The organism is Stenotrophomonas acidaminiphila, from assembly GCF_014109845.1.
GTDB classification, from domain to species: Bacteria; Pseudomonadota; Gammaproteobacteria; order Xanthomonadales; family Xanthomonadaceae; genus Stenotrophomonas; species Stenotrophomonas acidaminiphila.
In genome coordinates this window covers 3,087,692-3,113,230 of the sequence record NZ_CP043567.1, presented here as the reverse complement: position 1 = coordinate 3,113,230, position 25,539 = coordinate 3,087,692, and the positions used below count along the sequence as shown (strand labels likewise).

Annotated in this window: 22 protein-coding genes; 12 read left to right on the top strand and 10 right to left on the bottom strand. The window is 70.7% G+C overall.

Features of this window, described 5'->3' with window-relative positions; genetic code table 11:
* Positions 1–26 precede the first annotated feature (26 nt).
* Positions 27–761, bottom strand: coding sequence for a hypothetical protein (locus F0P95_RS14200; protein WP_182334772.1), 735 nt, complete (start codon positions 759–761; stop codon positions 27–29).
* A 1-nt stretch (position 762) separates the two neighbouring features.
* Positions 763–1,350 (bottom strand): ribosome biogenesis factor YjgA, encoded by a 588-nt coding sequence (yjgA, locus tag F0P95_RS14195; protein WP_182334771.1) that lies wholly within the window; start codon positions 1,348–1,350, stop codon positions 763–765.
* Between the two features lie 184 nt (positions 1,351–1,534).
* Here yjgA and pmbA point away from each other — a divergent pair, with 184 nt between their 5' ends.
* Together pmbA and F0P95_RS14185 are read left to right on the top strand one after the other, a co-directional pair.
* Entirely contained in the window at positions 1,535–2,902 is a 1,368-nt protein-coding gene (gene pmbA, locus F0P95_RS14190; RefSeq protein WP_182334770.1) for a metalloprotease PmbA, read from the top strand.
* A 94-nt stretch (positions 2,903–2,996) separates the two neighbouring features.
* Positions 2,997–3,368: a DUF4870 domain-containing protein gene (locus tag F0P95_RS14185; protein ID WP_232528694.1), complete on the top strand. Its 372-nt coding sequence runs from the start codon at positions 2,997–2,999 to the stop codon at positions 3,366–3,368.
* A 106-nt stretch (positions 3,369–3,474) separates the two neighbouring features.
* Here the strand turns inward: F0P95_RS14185 and F0P95_RS14180 are convergent, their stop codons facing one another.
* From F0P95_RS14180 to F0P95_RS14165, 4 genes are all read right to left on the bottom strand, one after another.
* Complete coding sequence (locus tag F0P95_RS14180; RefSeq protein WP_182334769.1) at positions 3,475–4,353, bottom strand: polyprenyl synthetase family protein; 879 nt, start codon at positions 4,351–4,353, stop codon at positions 3,475–3,477.
* Positions 4,343–4,603 (bottom strand): exodeoxyribonuclease VII small subunit, encoded by a 261-nt coding sequence (locus tag F0P95_RS14175; protein ID WP_182334768.1) that lies wholly within the window; start codon positions 4,601–4,603, stop codon positions 4,343–4,345. The genes F0P95_RS14180 and F0P95_RS14175 overlap by 11 nt, the downstream gene beginning before the upstream one ends.
* Before the next feature lie 31 nt (positions 4,604–4,634).
* The gene (gene tilS, locus F0P95_RS14170) at positions 4,635–5,927 is read right to left on the bottom strand and encodes a tRNA lysidine(34) synthetase TilS (protein WP_425515879.1); all 1,293 of its coding nucleotides are present in this window, start codon (positions 5,925–5,927) and stop codon (positions 4,635–4,637) included.
* Positions 5,928–6,187: 260 nt separating this feature from the next.
* The gene (locus F0P95_RS14165) at positions 6,188–7,885 is read right to left on the bottom strand and encodes an alkaline phosphatase (RefSeq protein WP_182337009.1); all 1,698 of its coding nucleotides are present in this window, start codon (positions 7,883–7,885) and stop codon (positions 6,188–6,190) included.
* Positions 7,886–8,032: 147 nt separating this feature from the next.
* Between F0P95_RS14165 and F0P95_RS14160 the strand changes: the two genes are divergently transcribed.
* The 3 genes from F0P95_RS14160 (at position 8,033) to F0P95_RS14150 (ending at position 12,254) form a co-directional block, all read left to right on the top strand.
* Entirely contained in the window at positions 8,033–9,343 is a 1,311-nt protein-coding gene (locus F0P95_RS14160; protein ID WP_182334766.1) for a dicarboxylate/amino acid:cation symporter, read from the top strand.
* 111 nt (positions 9,344–9,454) lie between these two features.
* The gene (locus F0P95_RS14155) at positions 9,455–10,822 is read left to right on the top strand and encodes a M16 family metallopeptidase (protein ID WP_182334765.1); all 1,368 of its coding nucleotides are present in this window, start codon (positions 9,455–9,457) and stop codon (positions 10,820–10,822) included.
* Positions 10,823–10,832: 10 nt separating this feature from the next.
* Positions 10,833–12,254, top strand: coding sequence for a M16 family metallopeptidase (locus F0P95_RS14150; RefSeq protein ID WP_182334764.1), 1,422 nt, complete (start codon positions 10,833–10,835; stop codon positions 12,252–12,254).
* Positions 12,255–12,384: 130 nt separating this feature from the next.
* Here F0P95_RS14150 and F0P95_RS14145 read toward each other — a convergent pair whose 3' ends face one another.
* Entirely contained in the window at positions 12,385–13,131 is a 747-nt protein-coding gene (locus F0P95_RS14145; RefSeq protein WP_082394065.1) for a C40 family peptidase, read from the bottom strand.
* A 105-nt stretch (positions 13,132–13,236) separates the two neighbouring features.
* Positions 13,237–13,770 (bottom strand): C40 family peptidase, encoded by a 534-nt coding sequence (locus F0P95_RS14140; RefSeq protein ID WP_182334763.1) that lies wholly within the window; start codon positions 13,768–13,770, stop codon positions 13,237–13,239.
* 110 nt (positions 13,771–13,880) lie between these two features.
* Here F0P95_RS14140 and F0P95_RS14135 point away from each other — a divergent pair, with 110 nt between their 5' ends.
* From F0P95_RS14135 to F0P95_RS14110, 6 genes are all read left to right on the top strand, one after another.
* Positions 13,881–14,363, top strand: coding sequence for an FKBP-type peptidyl-prolyl cis-trans isomerase (locus F0P95_RS14135; protein ID WP_182334762.1), 483 nt, complete (start codon positions 13,881–13,883; stop codon positions 14,361–14,363).
* 125 nt (positions 14,364–14,488) lie between these two features.
* Positions 14,489–15,709 carry a DUF418 domain-containing protein gene (locus tag F0P95_RS14130; protein ID WP_232528693.1) on the top strand — a complete coding sequence of 407 codons (1,221 nt, stop codon included), beginning with the start codon at positions 14,489–14,491 and terminating at the stop codon, positions 15,707–15,709.
* 176 nt (positions 15,710–15,885) lie between these two features.
* Positions 15,886–17,238, top strand: a complete 1,353-nt coding sequence (gene gorA, locus F0P95_RS14125) for a glutathione-disulfide reductase (protein ID WP_182334761.1) — start codon at positions 15,886–15,888, stop codon at positions 17,236–17,238.
* Positions 17,239–17,292: 54 nt separating this feature from the next.
* On the top strand, positions 17,293–18,261 hold the full coding sequence (locus tag F0P95_RS14120) for a DMT family transporter (protein ID WP_182334760.1): 969 nt from the start codon (positions 17,293–17,295) through the stop codon (positions 18,259–18,261).
* Positions 18,159–18,602 (top strand): MGMT family protein, encoded by a 444-nt coding sequence (locus tag F0P95_RS14115; protein WP_182334759.1) that lies wholly within the window; start codon positions 18,159–18,161, stop codon positions 18,600–18,602. Before F0P95_RS14120 ends, F0P95_RS14115 begins: the two co-directional genes overlap by 103 nt.
* 136 nt (positions 18,603–18,738) lie before the next feature.
* Positions 18,739–19,407: a rhomboid family intramembrane serine protease gene (locus tag F0P95_RS14110; RefSeq protein WP_054668716.1), complete on the top strand. Its 669-nt coding sequence runs from the start codon at positions 18,739–18,741 to the stop codon at positions 19,405–19,407.
* Positions 19,408–19,521: 114 nt separating this feature from the next.
* Here the strand turns inward: F0P95_RS14110 and F0P95_RS14105 are convergent, their stop codons facing one another.
* On the bottom strand, positions 19,522–21,528 hold the full coding sequence (locus F0P95_RS14105) for a M13 family metallopeptidase (RefSeq protein WP_182334758.1): 2,007 nt from the start codon (positions 21,526–21,528) through the stop codon (positions 19,522–19,524).
* Between the two features lie 142 nt (positions 21,529–21,670).
* Entirely contained in the window at positions 21,671–23,767 is a 2,097-nt protein-coding gene (locus F0P95_RS14100; protein ID WP_232529119.1) for a M13 family metallopeptidase, read from the bottom strand.
* 155 nt (positions 23,768–23,922) lie between these two features.
* Here F0P95_RS14100 and F0P95_RS14095 point away from each other — a divergent pair, with 155 nt between their 5' ends.
* Complete coding sequence (locus tag F0P95_RS14095; RefSeq protein WP_182334756.1) at positions 23,923–25,530, top strand: phytoene desaturase family protein; 1,608 nt, start codon at positions 23,923–23,925, stop codon at positions 25,528–25,530.
* Positions 25,531–25,539 lie beyond the last annotated feature (9 nt).

The window sequence follows — 25,539 nt, the reverse complement described above, 5'->3', positions numbered from 1 at the left end:
GCCACGGCCACGGCCACGGCCACGGCCTAGCCGTTGTACATGTAGATCACGCGTTGCCGCGCCGGGTCGATGACGATCACCCCGCTGCGGCCGATGGCGTAGTAGCTGCCGGGCGTGGAAATGGCGTGCCGCACCGCGCTCCAGACCCGGGCATCGACCGCGATGCAGAACCCCCCGTCGCCATCCTCGCAATGATGGGTGACATGGCGGCGCGCGTTTTCGTCGAGCGGCGTCTCATGCCAGTGTTCATAGCGGCCGCGGGTACGCGGGTCGTCCAGCCGCAGCGGCATGTCCGGCAGCCCGCGCAGGTAGGCGATGCCGTGCTGCCGCAGCGCCTGCGCCGCACGCGGAGGCAGGGGGAAGACGCGGATGCCGGTCTCGTTGTCGCCCGGCAAGGCGAGCAGCGGCAGCCCCCAGCGTCGTTCCTTGCGGTACGCGATGTCATGTACGTCCAGTTGCCAGGGCACCACGGCCAGATAGGCGCTGCGCAGCTTGAGCTGGACGCCCGCGGCCAGCGCCAGCGGTGGCAGCAGCAGCGCGCAGGCCAGCGCCAGCGCGAAGGTGCGTCGCGAACACCGGCGGTGGATGGCCGACAGGCCGGCGATGGCGACCCAGGTGATGGCCAGCAGCGCGGCCGCCCCCAGGCACAGCCCGCCGAGCACGGCGCCGAAAAACCCCGCCAGGGCGAACCGCAGCGCCAGGCCGAGGCCGGCCAGCAGCATCGCCGCCAGCAGCACGGGCAGGGCCCACGCGCGGCGCATGTCAGGCGGCCGGTTCGTCCGCGTCGTCCGCCTCGTCCCCGGCCATGTCGGCATCGGCAGCGGCGGCCTGCGCCGGCAGCATCAGGTCGCGCAGCGCCTGGTAGATCTCGCGGAAGGCGCGCGGCGGCTTGTTCCTGGCCTTTTCCGCCAGCGCATTGCGGACCAGGGTGCGCAGGGCCTGGCGGTCGGCGTCCGGATACTCGTCCAGCAGCTCGGCCAGGGCGGCGTCGCCTTCGGCCAGCAGGCGCTCGCGCCAGCGCTCGATGCGGTGCATCAGCGCCACCGCGCGCTTGGAGGTCTCGCTGTTGGCTTCCATCGCGTCGCGGATGGCGTCCAGGGTGGCGTCGTCCTCGCGGCGCATCTGCTTGGCCAGGAACGCCAGCTGGCGCTTGCGCGCGCCGTGCGAGGTGATGCGCTTGCTGTACTCGATGTGCTCGAGCAGCTCCGCGGGGATCGGCAGGCGCGCCAGCTGCGCGGCCGTCAGTTCCACCAGCTTCTCGCCCAGCGCCAGTACTTCCAGCGCCTCGCGCCGGTTCTGGCTGCGGCTCTCGCTGAAAAATTCGCCGGTATCTTCGTCGCGTCCGCGCATTGCCTTGTTACTCGATTAAAGTTGATCCGTTGTACCCCTCTGCCGCCGGGGAGAGGGGGGAATGGGCGAAGTCCCGCGATGCCGGGTGGCATGGCCCGTACCCGCATCCGGCGCTTCACGCCAGCCTCCCCCGCCGGGGGAGGAAACGGCCGGCTCCGGCCTGATTCGTTGAAAGGATAAAGCATTGAACACCATCACCACCGGAACCTTCGCCGCCGACGACAGCCTGCAACGGCTGGAGCACCTGGCCGGCATCTCGCAGCGGTTGCTGGAAAAGGCCCGCGCGCTGGGTGCCAGCCAGGCCGAAGTCAGCTGCAGCGAGGACCGCGGCCTGGACGTGAACGTACGCCTGGGCGAAGTGGAAACGGTCGAATCCACCCACGACCGCGGCATCGCCGTCACCGTGTATTTCGGCCAGCGCAAGGGCAGCGCCAGCACCGCCGACCTGCAGGAGGGCAGCCTGGAGGCGACCGTGGCCCAGGCGTGCGCCATCGCCCGCCACACCGAGGACGATGCGGCCGCGGGCCTGGCCGACGCGGTGCTGATGGCGCGCGACTTCCCCGACCTGGATACCTGGCACCCGTGGTCGCTGGACGCGCATGACGCGGTGGAGCTGGCCCTGGCCTGCGAAGCGGCCGGGCGTGGCGCCGATCCGCGCATCGCCAATTCCGACGGCGCCTCGGTGGCCACCGCGCAGAGCCTGTCGGTCTACGCCAACTCGCATGGTTTCATCGGCCGCGAACGCAGCAGCCACCACTCCATCGGCTGCGCACTGATCGCCGGGCAGGGCGACGGCATGCAGCGCGACGGCTGGTACAGCAGCGCGATCGCCCGTGCCGACCTGCAGGACCCGGAGGCCATCGGCCGCCGCGCGGCCGAGCGCACGCTGGCGCGCCTGCAGCCGCGCTCGCTGGCGACCGGGCAGGTGCCGGTGCTGTTCGCCGCGGAAGTGGCGCGCTCGCTGGTCGGCCACCTGTTGTCGGCCGTTTCCGGCGGCGCGCTGTACCGGCGCGCCAGTTTCCTGCTCGACAGTGCCGGGACGCAGTTGTTCCCGGAGTGGTTCGCCATCGACGAGCGGCCGCTGCTGCGCCACGGCCTGCGCTCGAGCGCGTTCGACGGCGAGGGCGTGGCCACGCGCGATTCGGCGCTGGTAAGTGGCGGCGTGCTGCAGCGTTACATCCTGGGCAGCTACTCGGCGCGCCGGCTGGGCCTGCAGACCACCGCCAACGCCGGTGGCGTGCACAACCTGGCGGTGGCGGCCAATGCCGGCGACCTGCGCTCCATGCTCTCGGGTATGGGCAGCGGCCTGCTGGTCACCGAGCTGATGGGCCAGGGGGTCAACGGCGTGACCGGCGACTACTCGCGCGGCGCCAGCGGTTTCTGGGTGGAGAACGGGCAGATCGCCTGGCCGGTGGACGGCATCACCATCGCAGGCAATCTGAAACAGATGTTCGCCAGCATCGAGGCGGTGGGCAGCGACATCGACCCGCGTTCACATATCTCGACAGGATCGATCCTTGTCGGGACAATGACGGTCGCGGGCGACGAGTGACGTAATTCTTCGGCTGCCGCCGCTGCGGGCAATCCGGGGGACCGCGGATGACAGCACCCCACACATTCCACAGACCAAGGTAAAGGGAAACACCATGAGCGATTACGAGAACACCGCGGCCAACGGCGTCAGTGCCGAAGAAAAGCAATGGGGCATGTTTGCGCACCTGGCCGCACTGGCCGGCATCGTCATCCCCCTGGGCAATCTGCTGGGGCCGCTGATCGTGTGGCTGGTCAAGAAGGACACGATGCCGTTCGTGGCCGACCAGGGCAAGGAAGCGCTGAACTTCAACATCACCGTGTTCATCGCCGCGTTCGTCTCGGGCATCCTGACGCTGGTGCTGATCGGCTTCCTGCTGCTGATCGTCGTGGGTATCGCATGGCTGGTGCTGACCATCCTCGCAGCGCTCGCCGCGAACAAGGGCGAAACCTACCGCTACCCGTTCACCCTGCGCCTGATCAAGTAATCCGGCGGCAGCATGCAGCAACGAAAAGGCCCGGGATTCCCGGGCCTTTTCGTTTTCGTCGCGTGGTGTGTGGCGGCCGTGCGCGCGATGCGTGCCCGGCGGGGCATCAATGCGAGCGCCGGATCGCCAGCTCGGCCAGCGCCGACAGTGCATCGGCACGCGCACCGAACGGTGCCAGCGCGTCGCGCATGTCGACCGCCAGTGCTTCCAGTCGCGCCTTGGCGCCGTCCATGCCCAGCAGTGCCGGGAAGGTGGACTTGTCCTGCGCCGCATCCTTGCCGGCGGTCTTGCCCAGCTGCTCGGAGCTGGCCTCGACGTCGAGGATGTCGTCGCGCACCTGGAAGGCCACGCCGAGCGCGTCGGCGAAGCCGTCCAGCCGCGCCAGTTCGGCATCGCCAGCGCCACCGCACAGTGCGCCCATGCGCACCGCGGCGCGGATCAGCGCGCCGGTCTTGAGCGCGTGCATGCGTTCCAGGCCGGACAGCGGCTGCCGGCGGCCGGTAGCGTCGATGTCCAGCGCCTGGCCACCGCACATGCCGGCCGCGCCGGCCGCGGTGGCCAGGGTGCGCAGGCAGGCCACCGCCAGCACCGGTGGCAGCGGGGCGTCGGCAAGCAGCTCGAAGGCGCGGGTCTGCAGCGCATCGCCGGCCAGGATCGCGGTGGCCTCGTCGAACGCGACGTGGGTGGTGGGGCGGCCGCGGCGCAGGGCGTCGTCGTCCATCGCCGGCAGGTCGTCATGCACCAGCGAATAGGCGTGGATCAGTTCGACCGCGCTGGCCGGTGCGTCGAGCAGCGCCGGGTCGGCGGCGAACAGGTGGCCGGCGGCACGCACCAGCAGCGGCCGCATGCGCTTGCCGCCGCCCAGCGCGGCGTAGCGCATGGCCTGGTGCAGGCGCTGCGGCGCGGCGTCGGGATCGGGCAGGGCGGTGTGCAGGTGCTGCTCGGTGCGTGCGATCCAGCCGGCGAACAGGGCCTCAGTCGACATCGCCGGCCTGTTCGAACGGTTCGGATTTCTCCGGCTGCGCCGGATCGGTGAGCAGGCGCACGCGCAGTTCGGCCTGCTCCAGCGCCTGCTGGCACTGGCGGTACAGGCCGACACCGCGTTCGTAGGCGGCCAGCGACTGCTCCAGGCTCAGTTCGCCGGTTTCCATCTTCTGCACCAGCTGCTCCAGCTCTTCCAGCGATTGCTCGAAGTGGGCGACCGGCGAGGTCTCGTTGGGGGACTTCTTGGGCATGGGGGAAGTGTGAGCGGCGGGCGCTGACCGGTCAATTCGCGCTGCCCGGGGGCTGCCAGTGCAACTGCGCGCCGCGGGCCCGCAGCCAGTCCTGCAGGGGGGCGGCGACGATGCCGTCGCCGGCGGCGAGCACCTGCGCGCCGTCGCACAGCAGCGGCAGGTGCGGGCGCAGCCACGGCGGGATGTCCGACGCCTGCAGGCGGTGCTTGAGCAGGTGCGAGTGGGCGCGGCCGGGCAGTTGGATGCGCTCGCCACCCCGGCGCTGGCGGACCCGCAACGGCGCATCGAAGCCGGGCGTGCCGCGCAGCGCCAGCACGCCGCCGTCGGGCAGTGCCAGCGGCGTGCGGCCATCCCAGTCTGCCTGCCAGCCAGGCGGCCACGGCGGGGCGTCGGCGACCGCGTGCAGGCGGTCGCGCCAGCGCACGACGCGGGCCTGTCGCCAACGGAACTCCGCCTGCCGGTCATGGCCGGCGACGAGCAGGTCGTGGCGGATGCGGTCCACGCCATGCCCCGGCAACGGCGGCAGCCCGCGCTGCCGCGCCCACAGGCGCAGCACGCGCGCGCACGCCGGCGCCGGCAGCGCCGCCAGCGCGGCGACCGACAACGTACCGGCGTGGTCGCTGCAGCCGGGCAGCCACTGCCCGTCCTGTGCCTGCAGCAGTGTTGCGGCCTCGCCAGCGAGTGCGGCGCTGCGGGCGAACTGCGCGGCGGCGTCGGGCCAGCGCGTGGCCAGCAACGGCATCAGCGTGTTGCGCAGGAAGTTGCGGTCGAATGCGTCCTGGTCGTTGCTGGGGTCCTCGATCCAGTGCAGGTGGTGCTGGCGGGCATGGGCTTCCAGCGCCGCGCGCGGGACGTGCAGCAGCGGCCGCCACAGCTGGCCGGCGCCGAAATCGCGGTGTTCGCGCATGGCCGCCAGGCCCTCCACGCCGGAGCCGCGCAGGGCGCGCAGCAGGAAGGTCTCGGCCTGGTCGTCGCGGTGATGCGCCAGCGCCAGGCGTTCGCCCGGGCGCAGGACAGCGGCGAACGCCGCATGGCGGGCGCGGCGCGCGGCCGCCTCGGGGCCCTCGCCGGTGTCCGTGTCCACCTGCACCCGCACCACCTGCAGCGGCACCTGCCATTGCCCGCAGACGTGCTGGCAGTGCGCGGCCCAGGCGTCGGCGGCGGGCTGCAGCCCGTGGTGCACATGCACCGCGCGCAGGCCGCGTGCGCGCACCGCCGGGGCATGCGCGAGAAGGTGCAGCAGCACGGTCGAATCCAGGCCGCCGCTGAAGCCGACCAGCACTGGCGTGGTGGCGTCCGGCAGCGGTGGCAGGCGCGATTCCATCGACGCCATTGTAGGCGGGGCGTCAGCCACGCAGGGACCGGCGGGCGCGGTGCGTCATCGCTGGCGGGCGCACAGGGCAGGTAATGGCGATGACGTGCGGGGAGTGTCGCCATGGGCACCGGTGCAGGCTGCCCGGGAACCTGCCCGCTCTGCCTGCGCGTCCCCGGCAGACGGTATCCATCGCGGCGCCGGCAGGTCAGCCCCGAGGGACCGGGAAAGGCGGCAGCGGCGGCCGTGGTGGCGGCCGCCGCCGCGCCGGGTCACGGTGCCTTGCGTTCGAACTTCGCCGGCTGCGGCAGCGCCACCGGCACGCCCTGCGCGTCACAGGTGCCCTGCGCGCACAGGCGCTCGCGCAGGCGCGGGGTGGCCTGCACGATCAGGTGGTAGATGGTGTTCTGCTCCAGCGTGCCGCGTACCGCGGTGCTGCCCGGGCCGCGCGCCCAGATGCCGACGTCCTCGCCGCCGTGCGACTCGGCCTTGGCCGGGACCAGCGCTTCCTGCATGTAGTCCGGGTGCTCGGTGTCGACATGGGTCAGGTCGGGGCGGCCGCGGGCCGGCTCGTAGCTGCTGGGGGCGTGCGGGAAGGTCTTCGGGCCGGCCGGCTGGCGGTTGCTGGCGCCGGTGTAGCCGGGGCCGTTGGCGTAGCTGAGCGTGGTGTAGGGCAGGCCGGTGGCGTCGCGCGCCAGCTCCAGGCCGCCGGCGCCGTCTTCGCCGCCCTTGTCCTTGACCTTGCCCAGGATCGGGTTGCCGCGCGCCGGGTAGCCGACGAAGTTGAGCGTGTGCGAGTGGTCGGCGGTGACGATGATCAGGGTGTCCTCGGCCGAGGTCGCCTCGACCGCCGCACGCACCGCGTCGGACAGGGCGATGGTGTCGCCCAGTGCGCGCGCGGCGTTGCCGCTGTGGTTGGCGTGGTCGATGCGCGCGCCTTCCACCATCAGCACGTAGCCTTCCGGATGCCGCGACAGGTTGGCGATGGCGGCGCGGGTCAGCTCGGCCAGCGACGGTTCGCCGGCCGGATCCCGCGCGCGGTCGTGCTCGTACTGCATGTGGTCCGGCTCGAACAGGCCCAGCAGCGCCGGGGCGTCGGCCGCGGCCTTGAGCTGCGCGGCGTTCCACACGTAGGCGCCCTGCGGGTGCGCGGCCTGCCACTCGGCCACCAGGTTGCGGCCGTCCAGGCGCAGGCCGACCTTGTCGGCGTATTCCGGGTCCTGCTCGTTGACGGTGGTGTACTGGGCGCGGCCGCCCCCCAGGGCGACCAGCGGGCCGCGGCCGTAGCGCGAGGTCGCCAGCAACTGCTGGGCGATGTCCACGCAGCCGGCGGCGCGGGCCGCTTCCGGCACGTCGGTGTCGTTCTCCCAGTTGCGGTCCGGCGAATGCGCGTAGGTCGCCGCCGGGGTGGCATGGGTCAGGCGCGCGGTGGAGACCATGCCGGTGGCCATGCCCGCGCTGTCGGCCAGCTGCAGCCAGGTCAGGGCATGCTTGCCCAGGCTGTCGGCGCAGTCGCTGCGGTTGCCGGCGCTGACGCCGATCGCGCCCATGTGGGTCTTCACGCCGGTGGTGATGGCGGTCATGGTGCCGGCCGAGTCCGGCGTCTGCGAGTCGGTGTTGTAGGTCTTGCTGAAGGCGGTGGCCGGGAAGCGCTCCCAGGACAGCAGGTTCTCCTCGCCCGGGTTGCCATGGCGCTGGCCTTCGAGGATGCGCGCGGCGGCCACGGTGGTCAGGCTCATGCCGTCACCCAGGAACAGGATCACGTTCTTCGCCTTGCCGGCCATCGCGCCGTTGCCGGCGGCCTGTGCGGCACCAGCGCGGTACCACCATTGCGGCGTCTCGCCCTGCGGGTGGCTGGCGGCCGGCACGTCGACGGCGAAGGCCTGCGGCGCCCTGGGCGCGGCGGTGCTGGCGCAGGCGCCGAGCAGCAGGGTGGACAGGGCGGCGAGCAGGGGTGTGGCGTGGCGCATGCGATCGACCATGAATCCGGGACAGGCGGCCATTATGACAATCCTGAAAAGGCATGCCGATGACACGCAGCTTTTCCGCCCGGGGATCGTGCCGCCAACGGGCTTGCGCTATCGTGCCGGTCCCTGAGAATTTCCCGGAACACCCTTATGAAGCTGGTTTCTGCCTGGTTGCGGATTCCGTTCTGGCAGCGCGTGGCGGGCGGCTTCGTGCTCGGCGCGCTGGCCGGCTGGGTGCTGGGCCCGGCCGCCGAGGTCTGGTTCGGCCCGCTGGGCGAGCTGTACGTCACCCTGATCAAGATGATCGCCGTGCCGCTGGTGTTCTTCGCGGTGATCAGCGCCATCGGCTCGCTGCACGGGCAGAAGTCGGTGGTGGCGCTGGGCGGGCGCACCTTCCTGTGGTTCATCATCACCGCCGCGCTGGCGGTATGCGTCGGCCTGGGCGTGGGCACGGTGATGCAGCCGGGCACCGGCGGCCTGAGCCTGGCCATGGACAGCGCCTACACCCCGCGCGACGTGCCTTCGGTGGCCAAGGTGCTGATGGACGTGGTGCCGTCCAACGTGTTCTACGCCCTGTCCGGCATCGGCACCCGGATCAATGCCGCCGGCGACACCGTGCTGGCCGCCGGGCGCGGTTCGATCCTGCCGGTGATCTTCTTCGCCGGCCTGGTCGGCTTTGCCATGGTCAAGCTCGGCGACAAGGTGGGAGAGGCGCGCAGGCTCACCGGGCAGATGAGCGAGATCATGATCCAGGTCACGCGCTTCGTGCTGGAAATGACCCCGCTGGGCACCTTCGGCCTGATCGCCGGCCTGGTCGGCAGCTATGGCTTCGAGAAGCTGCTGCCGCTGGGTAATTTCGTGCTGGCGCTGTACGTGGCCTGCGCGCTGCACATCGTGGTGGTCTACAGCGGCCTGCTGCTGGCGCACGGGCTGAACCCGATCAAGTTCTTCCGCGGCGCCGCGCCGGGCATGCAGGTGGCGTTCGTGGCCTCGTCCAGCTTCGCGGCGATGCCGGCGGCGATCCGCTCGATCACCGCCAACCTGGGCGTCAACAAGGACTACGCGTCGTTCGCGGTGCCGCTGGGCGCCAGCATCAAGATGGATGGCTGCGGGGCGATCTATCCGGCGCTGTGCGCGGTGTTCATCGCCCAGTACACCGGCGTCCCGCTCACCCCGGAGCAGTACGTGGTGGTGCTGATCGCATCGGTGCTGGGCAGCTTCGGCACCGCCGGCGTGCCGGGCACGGCGGTGGTCATGGCCACCGTGGTGCTGAGCGCGGCCAACCTGCCGCTGGAGACCATCGGCTACCTGTATGCCATCGACCGCGTGCTGGACATGATGCGCACCATGACCAACGTCACCGGGCAGATGGTGGTGCCGGTGATCGTGGCCAAGGAGACCGGGCTGCTCGACCGCCAGGTCTACGACGCCCCGGTGCGTCCCGGCGTCGGCGTGGACTGACCGCCCGTCGCCGGCGCGGGATCGCCGGCGGATATCCGCGCGACGCGGGTGCATCATGGGGGGCGGCGGCCGTCCGGCCTGCCTGCCCATGACAACGAAAGGAGTCGCTCCATGATGCTGCAACGAATGCTCCTGCTGGCCGGCTGTGCGCTGGCCGGCACGGCGGCTGCCGCCACTGCCGACCAGTGGCGGGTACCGGTGGCGGTCGAGAAACTCGACAACGGCCTGACCGTGGTGGTGTCCGAGGACCACAGCGCGCCGGTGGTCGGGATCAGCGTGGTCTACCGCGTCGGCATGCGCCTGGAACCGCGCAACCGTACCGGCTTCGCGCACCTGTTCGAGCACCTGATGTTCCAGGGCACGCCGCAGGCGCGCAAGGGCGTGTTCGACAGCGTGATCACCGGCGGCGGCGGGCGCAACAACGGCTCCACCCGCGCCGACTTCACCAACTACATCGAAACCGCGCCGGTCTCGGCGCTGGAACCGATGTTGTGGCTGGAAGCGGACCGGATGCGCACGCTGGACTTCAACCCGGAAACGCTGAAGAACCAGCAGGACGTGGTCAAGGAGGAAATCCGCAACAACGTCCAGAACCAGCCCTATGGCGGCTTCATGTGGATCGACATCGGCCAGCATGCGTTCTCCAAATGGGAGAACAACCATGACGGCTACGGCAGCTTCCACGACCTGGAGAACGCCAGCCTCGACGATGTCCGCGCGTTCCATCGCGACTACTACGGTCCCAACAACGCGGTGCTGGCCATTGCCGGCGACGTCACCCCGGCGCAGGGCTTCGCCCTGGCCAGGCGCTACTTCGGCGACATCCCGGCGCGGCCGACGCCGCCGCGCCCGGATTACCGGGAAGGGCTGAACACCCGCGAGGTCCGCCTGCAGCAGTCCGACGCACTGGCGCAGGTGCCGGCGCTGGCGGTGGGCTGGAAGATGCCCGACCGCGGCAGCCGCGACCAGGCGCCGATGGCGGTGCTGGGCGCGCTGCTGGCCAACGGCGAGGCATCGCGCCTGCACCAGGGGCTGGTCAAGGAACGCCAGCTGGCGCTGAACGTCGATTCGCTCTACGGCCTGACCAGTGCCTGGGAGTACGACGGTCCCACCCTGTTCGTGGTGTTCGCGCTGTACAAGCCCGACCACGACGCCGATGCGGTGTTGTCCGGGATCGACGCCGAGATCGCCCGGGTCGCCAGCGAAGGCGTGGACGCGGCGACCCTGGCGCGGGTCAAGACCCAGTTGCTGGCGCAGTGGTACGACGGCCTGGAGATGTTCCTGGACCGCGCCGACGCGCTGGCCAAGCTGCAGGCGCTGTGGGGCGATGCCCAGGTGGTCAACCGGATCCCGGGATGGATCGAGGCGGTGGACGCCGCCGACGTACAGCGCGCCGCGCGCACCTACCTGACCACCGCCAACCGCACCGTCATCGACCGCAAGCCGGCGGCGATGCTGGCCCCCGCCGAGCAGAAGTGAGGACACCGCCATGATCAAGCCGATACCCTGCCTGCTCGCGATGGGCCTGGCCCTGTCGCTCGCCTCGACCGGCGCGGGCGCCACCCCCGCGGCGCTGCCCGCCGGCCTGCCGGACTATGCCGCCGACAAACCGCTGCCGGTGCCCGAGATTTCGCGCAGGACCCTGGCCAACGGCCTGGAAGTGTGGGTCGTGCCGCGCCAGGGGTTGCCACGCGTGGACTACGTGCTGGCCATGCGCGGTGCCGGGCTGGCCGCCGATGCCGCCGCCACGCCCGGCTTCGCCACCGTGCTGGCGCGGCTGCTGAGCGCCGGCACCCAGTCGCACGACGCACGCCAGATCGCCGAGCTGGCCCAGGGCATGGGCGGCAGCCTCAGTGCCGCCGCCAGCGTCGACGGCCTGCTGCTCAGCGGCTCGGCACTGGCCTCGCAGGCCAAGCCGATGCTGGCGCTGCTCGCCGAAGTCGCACGCACCCCGGCCTTCGCCGACAACGAAGTGGAACTGGCCCGGGCCAATGCCGCCCAGGAACTGAAGGCGGCCGAGGCGCAGCCGGGTTTCCGCGCCTCGCGCGCGCTGTTGCAGGCGGTCTACGGCGACCACCCGTATGCGCGCAGGCAGCTCGACCACGCCACCTTGCCGGCCCTGACCCCGGCGGCGCTCAAGCGCGAGCACGTGCGCCGCTTCCATCCCGGGCATGGCCTGCTGGTGATCACCGGCAGGATCGATGCCGCCACCGTGTTCGCCGAGGCCGAACGGGCGTTCGGCGACTGGCGGGGGCAGGGCGAGGCGGTCGCCGACACGACGCCGGCTCCGCGGCAGGTGCCGGCACAGCGCACGCTGTTGCCGCGCCCCGGCAGCGTGCAGTCGACATTCCGGATCGGCCGCCCGGCCATCGCCGCCACCGACCCGGACTACGTGCCGCTGCAACTGGCCAGCACCGTGCTGGGCAGTGGCATCAGCAGCCGCCTCAACCAGAACCTGCGCGAGGAAAAGGGCTATACCTACGGTGCCGGCGCGGGTCTGGCGGCGCTGCGCGCCGGCGGCAACCTGGTGGCGTCGGCCGACGTGCGCAACGAGGTCACCGGCGCGTCCCTGCACGAGTTCATGACGGAGTTCGACCGGCTGGGCAAGGAACCGGTGCCGGCCGCCGAACTGGAGTCGACCAAGCGCTATGTCGCCGGCGGCTACCTGATCAGCAACCAGCTGCAGGCCGCGGTGGCCGGCACCCTGGCCAGCAACTGGCTCGCGGGGCTGCCGCCGGAATTCCTGGGCCAGTACGTGGGCAGGATCCGTGCGGTCGACGCGGCTGCGCTGCAGGCGGTGGCCGCGCGCTACTACGCACCGGATACGCAATCGGTGATCGTGGTCGGTGACCGCGACGCGGTCGCACCGCAGCTGGAGCCGTTCGGCCCGTTCGGCGTCGAGCAACGCTGAGGCACCCCCATCCGGGCCGGGGCGACTCCGGCCCGGATGCACGGCAGCCAGGGGCCGGCATCGCCCGTGGACAGGCATGAAAAAAGCCGCGGCGGGGCCGCGGCTCTGCAGGAGGCAATGCGGGTGCTGGCTACAGGTCCAGGCGGCGCGCCTGCATGAACTTGTCGCCCCAGTAACCGCTGAGCAAAGTGTCGGTGCGCACGTCCTTGCCGGTGCTCGGCGCATGCAGGAAGCGGCCTTCGCCGACGTAGATGCCGACATGGTCGACGCGGCCCCTGCGGCCGAAGAACACCAGGTCGCCAGCGACCAGGGCCGAACGGTCCTTGATCAGCTCGTTGCTGGCCTGGCTGGCCATCTCGCGCGACACCCGCGGCAGCTCGATGCCCAGCGCGGTGCGGAACACGTATCCGACCAGGCCGCTGCAGTCGAAACCGGCGTCCGGCGAGGTGCCGCCCCAGCGGTACGGGGTGCCCAGCAGGGTCATGGCGCGGCGCAGGATCGACTGCACCTTGCCGTCGCTGTCGTTGGCCAGCGCCGAGTCGGTGGCGCCGGCCACGCTCTTGGACGCGTCATAGGCCGAGAGCAGGCGGCCGAGGTCGCCGGCGAACATGGCCGAGCGGTCCATCAGCGGAATGGTGTCGTTGGCGGCCAGGTGCGGGAGCAGGGCGGCCAGGGTGGCGGTAGCGGCGGCGTCGGCCTTGCTGCGCTGGGTGTCGGGCTTGGCCGCGGCCGGCCGGGCGGCGGGCTCGGCTTCGGTGGCGCTCTGGGCGAACGCCGGCACGGCGGTGATGGCCAGGGCCGCGGCGCACAGCAGCCGGCGGAAGGCGGGAATTCGGTGACCGGGTTGACCCGGATGGGACGGATTTTCGTTCGTCACGCGGCAGTCACGGAAAAAATCGATGGGCGATCATGCCCTGTGAAAGGAGGGCATAGGTATAAATTTCGTTAAATTTTCATTATTCCCTATGACTTTTTTCACACTTCAGCGCAGCACGCGCTTGGCGCCGGTGTAGTGGTCCCGCCAGTAGGGGCCTTCCAGGTGATCCAGCCGGACCGTGCCGCCGGTGCTCGGCGCATGCACGAAACGGCCCTCGCCGACATAGATGCCGACGTGCCAGACGTTGCCCTTGTCGCCGAAGAACACCAGGTCGCCGGTGGCCAACTGGCGCGGCGCGATGCGGGGCCCCTGCAGGGCGGCCAGCTCGCGCGAGGTGCGCGGCAGGTTCAGCGCCAGCATGTCGCGGTAGACGTAGTTGACCAGTCCGCTGCAGTCGAAACCGGACTCGGGCGTGTTGCCGCCGTAGCGGTAAGGGGTGCCCACCAGTCCCAGCGCCCGCATCAGGACCGAGGCGGCCGCCGCCGGATCGGCCGGGGCCACCTGTGGCCAGGCATGGGCGGCCGGAGGCGGGGCGGGGTGCCTGGCGGGCGCATGGCCGCAGGCGGCGAGGACCGCGGCCGCGGCGAACAGGGCCGGCAGCCGCCAGCGGCGGTACCGGAAAACTGGCGTGATGTGCATGGAGCCCGGATAATGCGCCACCTCAAGACGGCTGCCATGATGGCCGCCTCCCCGTCGGCCGGCAAGGCCGTCCCAACGTCTGCCAGCGGGCAGCCACTGAAGAGTTGCGCATGAAGATCGAAAAAGACCGCGTCGTCCGTTTCCACTACACCGTGTCCGAAGTCGGCCAGGAGCCGATCGAAAGCTCCCGCGAGCGTGGTGAGCCGCTGGCGATCCTGATCGGCCACGGCAACATCATCCCGGGCCTGGAGACGGCGATGATGGACAAGGAGGCCGGCGAGAGCTTCGGCGTGGACGTGAAGTCGGCCGACGCCTACGGCGAGCGCCGCGAGGGCCTGACCCAGCGCGTGCCGAAGAAGCACTTCAGCAACACCCGCCTGGTGCCGGGCCAGCAGGTGATCCTGCAGACCAACTTCGGCCCGCGCGCGGTCACCGTCGAAAAGGTCGGCATGACCGTGGTCGACGTCGACCTGAACCACCCGATGGCCGGCAAGGACCTGCACTTCGACGTGGAGATCGTGGAAGTCCGCGAGGCCAACGAAGAAGAAGTGCAGCACGGCCACGTGCATGGCGACGGTGGCCACCACCACTGATCGCCCGCCCGGCGATCTCGCAGCGAACGGCCCGCCCTGTGCGGGCCGTTTCGTTTCCGTCGCCGCGGACGGGGGGAGTGGCCGCATGCTCTAATCGCCGGTCCATCCACGGGGGAACCACGGACGTGTCCAACGCCACTTTCCAGCCCATCGCGCCGGACGAGCGCATCGCCACGCTCGATGTCCTGCGTGGACTGGCGCTGCTGGGCATCCTGCTGATGAACATGGAGGCCTTCGTCGGCCCGCTGGACCTGTCCACCGGTGGTATCGATCCGCACTGGCAGGGCGTGGACCGCTGGGCGGACGCTTTCGTCTACATCTTCGTGCAGGGCAAGTTCTTCACCCTGTTCTCGCTGCTGTTCGGCGCCGGCTTCGCGGTGATGGCGCAGCGCGCCGAGGTCGCTGGGCGCGATTTCACCCGCTTCTACCTGCGCCGCAGCCTCGGCCTGCTGGGCATCGGCCTGGTGCATGCGCTGCTGCTGTGGTCCGGCGACATCCTGGTCGCCTACGCGCTGCTGTCGTTCCTGTTGCTGGCCTTCCGCGAAGCACCGCGTGCCTGGCTGCCGGTGATGGGCGTACTGGCCTACCTGGCGGCGGTCGGGTTGATGCTGTTGCTGGGCGCGCTGATGCTGCTGGTGCCGGACGAGGTCACCGCCGCGCAGGCGACCCATGCGCAGGCGGCGATCGAGGCGCAGCGGCAGGCCTACGGACACGGCACCTATGGCCAGGCGGTGCTGCAGCGGCTGCGTGATTTCGGCGCGTCGCTGGGTGCGCTGCTGGTGGTGGGGCCGCAGGTGCTGGGCATGTTCCTGATCGGCAGCTGGTTCGCGCGCAGCGGCGCCATCGCACATCCCGATGCGCACCAGCGGTTGTTCACCTGGCTGCGCCGGGGCGCGCTGCCGCTGGGGCTGGCGTTGATGCTGGCCTGCGCCTGGTACCAGCCGTGGCTGGCGCCGGGGCGCTTCGACCTGCGTTCGGCCGCCGCCTACGGCGGTACCGCGGTCGCCGGCCTGCTGATGTGCCTGGGCTACCTGGCCTGGGGCGTGCGCTGGAGCCACGCGCTGCGCTGGCTGGCGCCGGCCGGGCGCATGGCATTGAGCAACTACCTGGCACAGTCGCTGGTGTGCACGCTGCTGTTCTACGGCTATGGCCTGGGATGGTTCGAGCAGATGGGGCGTGCGTGGCAACTGCTGTTCGCGGTGGCGTTGTTCGCCACGCAGGTGGCCCTGAGCCGGGCCTGGCTGCGCCATTTCCGCTTCGGGCCGATGGAGTGGCTGTGGCGGGCCATCACCTACTGGCGGTTGCCGCCCCTGCGCCGCGACGCAGCGGGCGCACCGCAACGGTAGCCGCCTGGCGCCGGCCTCGCCGGTCGGTCTGCTCGGGGCGTGCACAGGTCGGCGACGGCACGGCATGGCATGCTCGGGACCTGCATGGGCAACAGGAGTGGACGACCGATGGCCGATTTCATCAGCAGACATGCGCCGGTGACCGATCCCTTGTCCCGCCGCACGGGGGCGTTCGGATGAGCCCGCCGTCGTTCGACGTCATCGTGCTCGGCGGCGGCTCCGGCGGACTGGCGGCTGCGTTCCGTGCCGCGTCCCACGGCGCGAAGGTGGCGATGCTGGAACCGGCGCTGCTGGGCGGTACCTGCGTCAACGTCGGCTGCGTGCCGAAGAAGGCGATGTGGCTGGCGGCCGACCTCGCCGGGCGCATCGCGCTGGCCGCCGGGCTGGGGTTCGAGGTGCCGGCGGCGCCGCGCCTGTCGTGGCCGCGGCTGCTGCAGCGCCGGCAGCGCTACATCGACGGCATCCACGCCAGCTACCGCCAGCGGCTGCAGGACAGCGGCGTGGCGCATATCGCCCAGCGCGGGCGGCTGCTCGACGCGCGCACCGTGGAGTGCGGCGACGGCACCTTGCTGCATGCACGCCACATCGTCATCGCCACCGGTTCGCATGCGCTCAAGCCGCAGTTGCCCGGCGCTGCGCTGGGCGGGACCTCGGACGATTTCTTCGCCCTGAAGGCGCCACCGGCGCGCGTGGCCATCGTCGGTGGCGGCTATATCGCGGTCGAACTGGCCGGCGTGCTGCAGGCGCTGGGCAGCGACGTGACGCTGCTGGTGCGCGGGCAGCGCCTGTTGACCGGATTCGATGCCGGCATGACCGAGCAGCTGGCGCGGAACCTGGTCGCGCAGGGCGTTGCCGTGCACTTCGCCTGCCAGGTGCAGGCGCTGCAGCGGCACCGGGACGGCATCCAGCCGCACCTGCAGGGCGGCCCGGCCAATGCGGTGTTCGACACCGTGCTGTTCGCCACCGGCCGTGCCCCGAGCACGCATGGGCTGGGGCTGGAGGCGGCGGGCGTGGCGCTCGACGGCAAGGGCGCCATCGTGGTCGATGCGTTCCAGGACACCTCGGTACCGGGCATCAGCGCGGTCGGCGACGTGACCGCGCAGGCGATGCTGACGCCGGTGGCGATCGCCGCCGCACGCCGGCTGATGGATCGCCTGTACGGCGGCCAGCCGGAGGCGCGGCTGGACTACGACAACATCCCCAGCGTGGTGTTCTCGCACCCGCCGCTGGGCAGCGTCGGCCTGAGCGAGGCGCAGGCACGCGAGCGCTTCGACAGCGTGAGCACGTACCACAGCCGGTTCCGGCCGATGCTGCAGGCGCTCGGCGACGGCGAAATGCGCTCGCTGTTCAAGATGGTCTGCGCCGGCGCGGACGAAAAGGTCGTCGGCATCCACCTGCTTGGCGAGGGCGCCGACGAGATCCTGCAGGGCTTCGCGGTGGCGCTCAAGGCGGGGGTGACCCGCCGGCAGATGGAGGATACGGTCGCGATCCACCCGACCTCGGCCGAGGAAGTGGTGCTGATGCGCTGAGCGCGCCGCAGGCCGGATAATGCCGGGCTCATCTCCCCCGGATGCGGTCATCCCGTGAATGCTTCCCCCAGGGGCGCCGCTGCGGCGGCGCCGCCGGCGCCTGTCGCCTCGCCGCTGCCGACCACGTCGCGGCGCCTGCTCGCCAGCGGCCTGCTGCTGGCCGGCGTGGGCGCCATCGCCGCGTCCGGCAAGGCGGTGATCGTCAAGCTGGCCTACCGTCATGGCGCCGACGCGACCACGCTGCTGGCGCTGCGCATGCTGGTCGCGCTGCCGTTCTTCGTGGCCATGGGCGCATGGGCGTCGCGCCGGGTACCGGCGCTGTCGCGCGGCGACCTGGGGCGGGTGGCGCTGCTGGGCTTCAGCGGCTACTACCTGTCCAGCTACCTGGATTTCCTGGGGCTGCAGTACATCAGCGCCACGCTGGAGCGGCTGATCCTCTACCTGAGCCCGACCCTGGTGGTGTTGATCGCGCTGGTGGTGCTGCGGCAGCGGCCGACGCGGCTGCAGGTGCTGGCGTTGCTGGTCAGCTACCTGGGCGTGCTGCTGGCCTTCGGCCACGACATCCAGCTCGATGGCCGGCGCACGCTGCTCGGCTCGGCGCTGGTGTTCGCCAGCGCGCTCAGCTATGCGGTCTACCTGTTCGGCAGCGGCCAGGCGGTGGTGCGGATCGGCGCGGTGCGCCTGACCGCCTACGCCAGCACCGTGGCCTGCGTGCTGTGCATCGGCCAGTACCTGCTGCTGCAGCCACTGGCGGCGCTCGGCAGGCAGCCGGCGCCGGTGTACTGGCTGTCGCTGCTCAACGGCACCGTGTGCACGGTGCTGCCGGTGCTGGTGATCATGCTCGGGGTCAAGCGCATCGGTTCCTCGCTGGCCGCGCAGGTGAGTATGCTGGGCCCGGTCTCCACCATTGTGCTGAGCGTATGGCTGCTGGACGAACCGATGGGCCCGTGGCAGGGCGCGGGCACCGTGCTGGTGCTGCTGGGCGTGCTGCTGGTGGGCAGCGGCGTGGCCCGCAAGCGGTGAGCGCGGCGACCGATGCGGCGGCGGCCCAGGCACGCATCCTCGCGGTGATCCGCGCCATCCCGCGCGGGCAGGTGATGGGCTACGGCGAGGTCGCGGCCAGGGCCGGGCTGCCGGGCCGCGCGCGGCTGGTGGCGCGGCTGCTCGGCGGCAACGATGACCGGACCCTGCCGTGGCACCGGGTGCTGCGTTCGGATGGGCGCATCGCCCTGCCCGAGGGGTCGGCCGGCTGGCGCGAACAGACACAACGCCTGCGTGCCGAGGGGGTCCCGGTCGAGAACGGCCGGGTCCGCCGCGTGCGGCCACGACGCGACCTGGATGCGGAGATCTGGGCGCCGGGCTAGGGGGATGGGCTGGCGGCCCGGCATCGTTCCAGCGGCCTGCACGGAATCGTCCCCCGCAGCGCCAGCGGTGTGCCGCCGGCGCGAGGGCGATGGCGCATCCCCGGCTATCATGGCGGCAGTTCCCAAGGATGCCGCCATGTTCCCCCGATTGCCCACCGTCACCAAGGCGCTGCTGATCGCCAACGTCGTGCTGTTCGTCCTGCAGCAGCCGTTCCTGCTGGGAATGCAGACGTTCGAGCCGTTCATGCTGTGGCCGCTCAACGGCGGCGGCTTCGATCCGTTCTCGCCCGGACAGAACTTCCAGCCCTGGCAGCTGCTGACCTACGGCTTCCTGCATGGCGGTTTCACCCACCTGCTGTTCAACATGCTGGCCCTGTACATGTTCGGTGCGCCGCTGGAGCTGACCTGGGGCGAGAAGCGCTTCGCCACCTATTACCTGGTGTGCGTGGCCGGCGCCGGCCTGTGCCAGCTGCTGGTGGCGGCGCTGATCGGCGAGGGCGGCCCGGTGCTGGGCGCGTCCGGCGGCGTGTTTGGCCTGCTGCTGGCGTTCGGCATGCTGTTCCCGAACCAGCGGGTGATGCTGCTGTTCCCGCCGATCCCGATGAAGGCGCGCACCTTCGTCATCGTGTTCGGCGCCATCGAGCTGATGCTGGGGTTCACCGGCTGGCAGCCGGGCGTGGCGCATTTCGCGCACCTGGGCGGCATGCTGTTCGGCTGGCTGCTGATCCGTTACTGGCGCGGGCAGCCGCCGTTCAACCGCCGCGGCGGTGGCGGGCGCCCCAACCACCTGCGCCGGGTGAAGTGAGCCGGCGCCGGCTGCGGCAGGAATGCCCGCGCGTGCGCTGAACAGGTCACGCGCGGGACGCGAAAAGGAAAAAGGCGCGGAATTCCGCGCCTTTTTCGTGGGCCCAGGGGGGCGTCAGCGCCAGATCCGGATCTGCTCGGCCTCGGTGCGCTGCATCGGCTGGCCCGGCTTGCACTGGAACGCCGCGCCGAAGGCCGGCAGGTTGGCCAGCGGGCCGTTGGTACGCCAGCGGCCCGGTGCACGGGGCTCGGCGGTCAGGCGCTGCACCGCCTCGTTGGGCGAGAGCTGCTGCGGCCACAGCGATGCCCAGGCGCGGAAGAAGGCCTGGCGGTCGGCCGGCTTGGCATCGGGCTGCGCGGCGGTGAACGCCTCCCAGGCGATTTCCACACCGGAGATGTCGGCCATGTTCTCGTCGCGGGTCAGTTCGCCGTTGACCCTGGCATCCTTCACCCCCGGGAACGGATAGGCGCCGTACTGCGCGGCGACGCGGTTGCCGATCAGGGTCCAGGCGCTCTTGTCGGCCGGCGTCCACCAGCTGCGCAGTTCGCCCTTGGCATCGACCAGCGCGCCCTTGGCGTCGATGGCGCGGCTGATCTCGTGCGCGACCAGGCCGCCGTAGGCGCCGAACTTGCCGGGCAGGCCGTCGGCATCGGTGAAGATCGGCCCCTGCAGCGCGGCGGCGGTGACGATCAGGCGGTTCTGCGCCAGGTCGTAGGACAGCGCCGGCTGCTGCGGCAGCACGTCCCAGCGGCGGTCGGCGTTGCCCTTGCCGATGCGCTTCATTTCCTGCGCGTGGCGCCAGGTCGAGGCGATCAGGATGTTGCCGCCGAAGCTGCCGCGGCCCATCGGCTGCACGGTGTAGTCCAGGTCGCGCAGCGGCTTGCCGATCTCGATCTTCAACGCGGCCAGCTTGGCCTCGGCCTCGCTCCTGGCCTCGGCGCTCATCCAGGTGCTGCGCTTGACCGCGGCGATCTGCGCTTCGCGGATCTGGTCGACCATCAGCCCGGCCTGGCGCAGCGCGTCGCGGCTGACATGGGCCGCGGCGTACTCGTGGCCCAGCATCGGGCCGGCGGCGACGTTGATCGCATCGAGCACCTGTTCCCAGCGCGCCGGAGCGATGGCCTGGCCGCGCAGCACGCGGCCGCGGAACTCGAATTCCGCATCGCGGTAGGCCTTGGACAGGTACGGCGCCATCGCATCGCCCACGCGCCAGCGCAGGTAGGCCTTCCACTGCTCGGCCGGCAGGCGGGTGATCATGCCGTTGAGCTGCTGGAACAGCGCCGGATCGGACAGCGACACCAGGTCGTCGTTGACGCCCTGCGCCTTGAGGAACGCGTCCAGCTGCAGGTTGCGGTAGCGGCTGTTCAGGTCCTTGGTGGAGACCGGCGCGTAGTTGTTGAACGGGTTGTTGATGCCGGCCAGCGACTGCGCGTTGCGCGCCAGCTCGGTCTCCAGCTGGATCACCAGCGCCGACTCGGCGTCGAGCTTGTTGGCCGGGGTACCGGTCAGCGCCAGGATCTGCTTCACGTAGGCGCGGTAACGGCCCATCAGCGCCACGGTGTCGGCGTCGGTGCGGGTGTAGAACGCCGGGTCGGGCAGGCCCATGCCGCCCTGCATGAAGTAGCCGATGTGGCGGTCCAATGCCTTGAGGTCGACGTCCGGGGCGAAGTTGAACGCCACCGGGATGCCGACCTGGTGCAGCGCGGCGATCGAGGCGGGGATGTCCTTGGCCTTCTTGATCGCGTTGATGCGGCCCAGCAGCGGCGCGATCGGCCTGGAGCCGTCGGCTTCCACCGCGGCTTCGTCCAGGCCGCTGGCCCAGAAGTCGCCCAGCAGCTTCTGCACGTTGCCCTGCGGCGCGGTCATCGCGCGCTCCAGCAGCTGGCGCTGCTGGGTGCGGGCGTTGTCGGCCAGTTGCCCCAGCGCCGTCACCGCACCGACCTGAGGTACCGGGTTCGCCTTCAGCCAGGCCGCGTTGGCCTGGTCGTGGAAATCGGTGCAGGCCGGACTGACCGCCGGTGCGGGAGCCGCCTTCTTGCGGGCCGCGTCGGCGCCGGGCGCCGACAGCAGGGCTGCCAGGCCGAAGGACAGTGCCAGGGAAAGCGGGCGAACGTTGGGCATGTGGAGCGAATCCATCGAGGATTGGAAGTGGGCGGAGTTTAACAAGCCGGCACCGGCGCGGGTGTGGGCCCGCTCCCACCGCGGAAACGCGAAGGCCCGGATCGCTCCGGGCCTTCGCGGGCAGCGTGCCGTCAGCCGCGGCTTACCAGATCACCACCTGCTTGTCGCCGGTGCGGACCATCGGCGCGCCGGCCTTGCACTGGAACGCGGCGGCGAAGGTCGGCAGGTTCGACGGCGCACCCATGGCGCGGAACTGCGCCGGGGCGTGCGGGTCGGTGGCCAGGCGGACCTTGGCGTTCTCCGGGGTGTACTTGGTGCGCCACACGGTCGCCCAGTTGAAGAAGAAGCGCTGGTCGCGGGTGAAGCCGTCGATCTTCGGGTCTTCCTTGCCGGCGCTGGCCTTCTGCAGGGCATCGTAGGCGGTGGCCAGGCCGCCGAGGTCGGCGATGTTCTCGCCCAGGGTCAGCGAACCGTTGACGTTCTGGTCGCCCACCTTGTACTCGTCGAACTGCTTGACCAGCTTGCCGGTGAGACCGGAGAAGCCCTTGGCATCGGCCTCGGTCCACCAGTTCTCGAAGTTGCCGGTCGGCCCGAAGCGGCTGCCCTGGTCGTCGTAGCCGTGGGTCATCTCGTGGCCGATCACCGCGCCGATGCCGCCGTAGTTGAGCGCGTCGTCGGCCTTGGGATCGAAGAACGGCGGCTGCAGGATGGCGGCCGGGAACACGATCTCGTTCTGCAGCGGGTTGTAGTAGGCATTGACCGTCTGCGGGGTCATGCCCCACTCGGTCTTGTCCACCGGCTGGCCGATCTTGGACAGCGCGAACTTGTAGTTGAACGCGTTGGCGGCGCGGATGTTGCCCAGGTAGTCGTCGTGCTTGGTCTGCAGGCCGCTCCAGTCGCGCCACTTGTCCGGGTAGCCGATCTTCGGGGTGAAGGTCTCCCACTTGGCGATGGCCTTGGCCTTGGTCTCGGCGCTCATCCACGGCAGGTTCTGGATGCGGTCCTTCAGCGCGGCGGCCAGGTTCTTCACCAGTTCTTCCATCTTGGCCTTGGCTTCCGGCGAGAACGCGACCTTGACGTACATCTGGCCGAAGGCTTCGCCGGCGTCGTTCTCGATGGTGCCCAGCACGCGCTTCCAGCGCGGCTTGATTTCCTTCTGGCCGTTGAGCTCCTTGCCGTAGAACGCGTAGTTCTCCTGCACGAACGCATCGCTCAGGTACGGCGAGGCGCCGTCGACGGTGTGGAAGCGCAGGTAGGCGCGCCATGCGGCCGGGTCGGTGTCGCCCAGCATCTTGCTCACTTCCTGGTGGAAGCCGGGGATGGCCAGCGAGAACTTCTCCGGCGCGGCGATGCCCTGCGCCTCGAAGAACTTGCTCCAGCTGAAGTTCGGGGTCAGCGTGTCGGCATCGGCCACGGTGACCGGGTTGTAGTACAGCGAGACATCGCGCGACAGCTCGACGCTGGACTTGGAGGCCTTGGCCAGGCGGGTCTCGAACTTGACCACGTCGCCGGCCTGCTTGGCGGCATCGGCGGCGGCCACGCCCGACAGCTCCAGCACCTTGGCCACGTGCGCCTGGTAGGCCTTGAGCTTGTCGGCCTTCTTCGCGTCGGTGTAGTAGGTGGTGTCCGGCAGGCCCAGGCCGCCCTGGCTGGCGTAGGCCATGTTCATCGACGAATTCTTGAAGTCCGCTTCGGGGCCGAAGCCGAACAGCACGTTCTCGCCCTTGGCCGCGCTGGTGCGCAGGTAGTTGGCGATGGCGTCCTTGTCGGCCAGCGCGTCGATGGCGTCCAGGTCGGCCTTCAGCGGGCTGATGCCCAGCGCGTTGATCTTGGCTTCATCCATGCCCGAGGCCCAGAAGTCGCCGACGATCTTTTCCACGCCGGTGGCGTTCTTCATCGCCGCGGCCTGTTCGGCCAGCTGGTGCTGCACGGCGACCGAGCGCTCGTCCAGGATGGTGAAGGCGCCCCAGCTGGTGCGGTCGCCGGGGATCTCGTTGGCGTTGAGCCACTTGTCGTTGACGTAGCCGCCGAAGTCGGTGCAGGCGTCCTTGCTGGGATCCAGGTCGGCCGCGGTGAAGGCGTTGTAGGCCGGCAGCTTGGACTCGTCCAGCTTCAGTTCGGCGGCGGCCTCGGGCGCCGGCGCGGGGGCGGCCGCGGCCGGGGCTTCTTCTTTCTTGCAGCCGACCAGCGCGGCCGAGACGGCCAGGGTCAGCAGGAGAATCTGGGGTTTGCGAACGATCACAGGAGGCCTCCGGGCCGGATTCGGTGCATGGGTTGAGACCCCGATCACAGGGGCGTGCGCAGAAGATACGCCTGTAACCGTCGTGGAAAGGGTGTCGAAGGTCATGCCGGTCGCCGGCGCCGGCGGCCGGCGCGGAGTGCTATACAGGCGTGATGACAGACAACGCTTCGCGGCAGTGGGATGCGCTCCTGGTCGGCGGCGGCCACAACGGGCTGGTGTGCGCGGCCTACCTGGCCAGGGCCGGCAAACGGGTACTGGTGCTGGAGCGGCGCGAGGTGGTCGGCGGCGCCGCGGTCACCGAGGAGTTCCACCCGGGGTTCCGCAATTCGGTGGCGTCCTACACGGTGTCGCTGCTGCAGCCGCGGGTGATCGAGGACCTGCAGCTCGAACGCCACGGCCTGCGCGTGGTCCCACGGCGGATCAACAACTTCCTGCCACTGCCCGGCGGCCGCTACCTGCTGGCCGGCGGCGGGCGCACAGGCGAGGAGCTGGCGAAGTTCTCCGCCCGCGATGCCGAGCGCCTGCCGGCGTACGAGCAGCGCCTGGAGATCTTCGCCGACGTGCTGCGCGCGGTGGCGCTGCAGTCGCCGCCGAACGTGACCGGCGGCGGCTGGCTGCACGCGCTGCCGGAGCTGTGGAAGGCCGGCCAGCTGGGGCGGCGCCTGCAGGACCTGGATACCGCCTTGAAACAGGAACTGCTGGACCTGTTCACCCTGTCTGCGGCCGAGTACCTGGAGCGCTGGTTCGAAAGCGAGCCGATCAAGGCGCTGTTCGGCTTCGACGGCATCGTCGGCAATTACGCCAGCCCGTATGCGCCGGGCACCGCCTATGTGCTGCTGCACCACGTATTCGGGCAGAGCAACGGGGTCAAGGGTGCCTGGGGCCATGCCATCGGCGGCATGGGCGCCATCACCCAGGCGATGGCGCGTTCGGCGCGCGAGGCCGGCGCGGTGATCCGCACCGGGACCGGCGTGGAGCGGGTGCTGGTGGAGGGCGGGCGCGCCACCGGCGTGGTGACCACCGGCGGCGAGGTGATCCGCGCCCGCGCGGTGGTCGCCAACGTGAACCCGAAACTGCTGTACGAACGGTTGCTGGAACCGGCGGACGTGCCGGTGGCCACCCGCGAGCGGATGGCGAACTGGCGCTGCGGTTCGGGCACGTTCCGCATGAACGTGGCGCTGTCGCGGCTGCCCGATTTCAGCGTGCTGCCGGGGCAGGGCGACCATCTCACCGCCGGCATCATCATCGCCCCGAGCCTGGATTACATGGACCGTGCCTGGCAGGACGCGCGCCGCCACGGCTGGTCGCGCGAGCCGGTGGTGGAGATGCTGATTCCCAGCACGCTGGACGATTCGCTGGCGCCACCGGGCCAGCACGTGGCCAGCCTGTTCTGCCAGCATGTGGCGCCGCAGCTGCCTGACGGGCGCAACTGGGACGACTACCGCGAGGAGGTGGCCGACCTGATGATCGCCACCGTCGAGCGTCATGCGCCCGGCTTCGCCGCCTCGGTGCTGGGCCGGCAGATCCTCAGTCCGCTGGACCTGGAGCGCACCTTCGGCCTGGTGGGGGGCGACATCTTCCACGGCGCGCTGAGCCTCAACCAGCTGTTCAGCGCGAGGCCGATGCTGGGCCAGGCCAATTACCGCGGCGCGATCCCCGGGTTGTACCTGTGCGGCTCCGGTACCCATCCCGGCGGCGGCGTGACCGGGGCGCCGGGGCACAATGCGGCGCGGGAGATACTGAAAGACAACGGCCGCTGACGCGGCCGT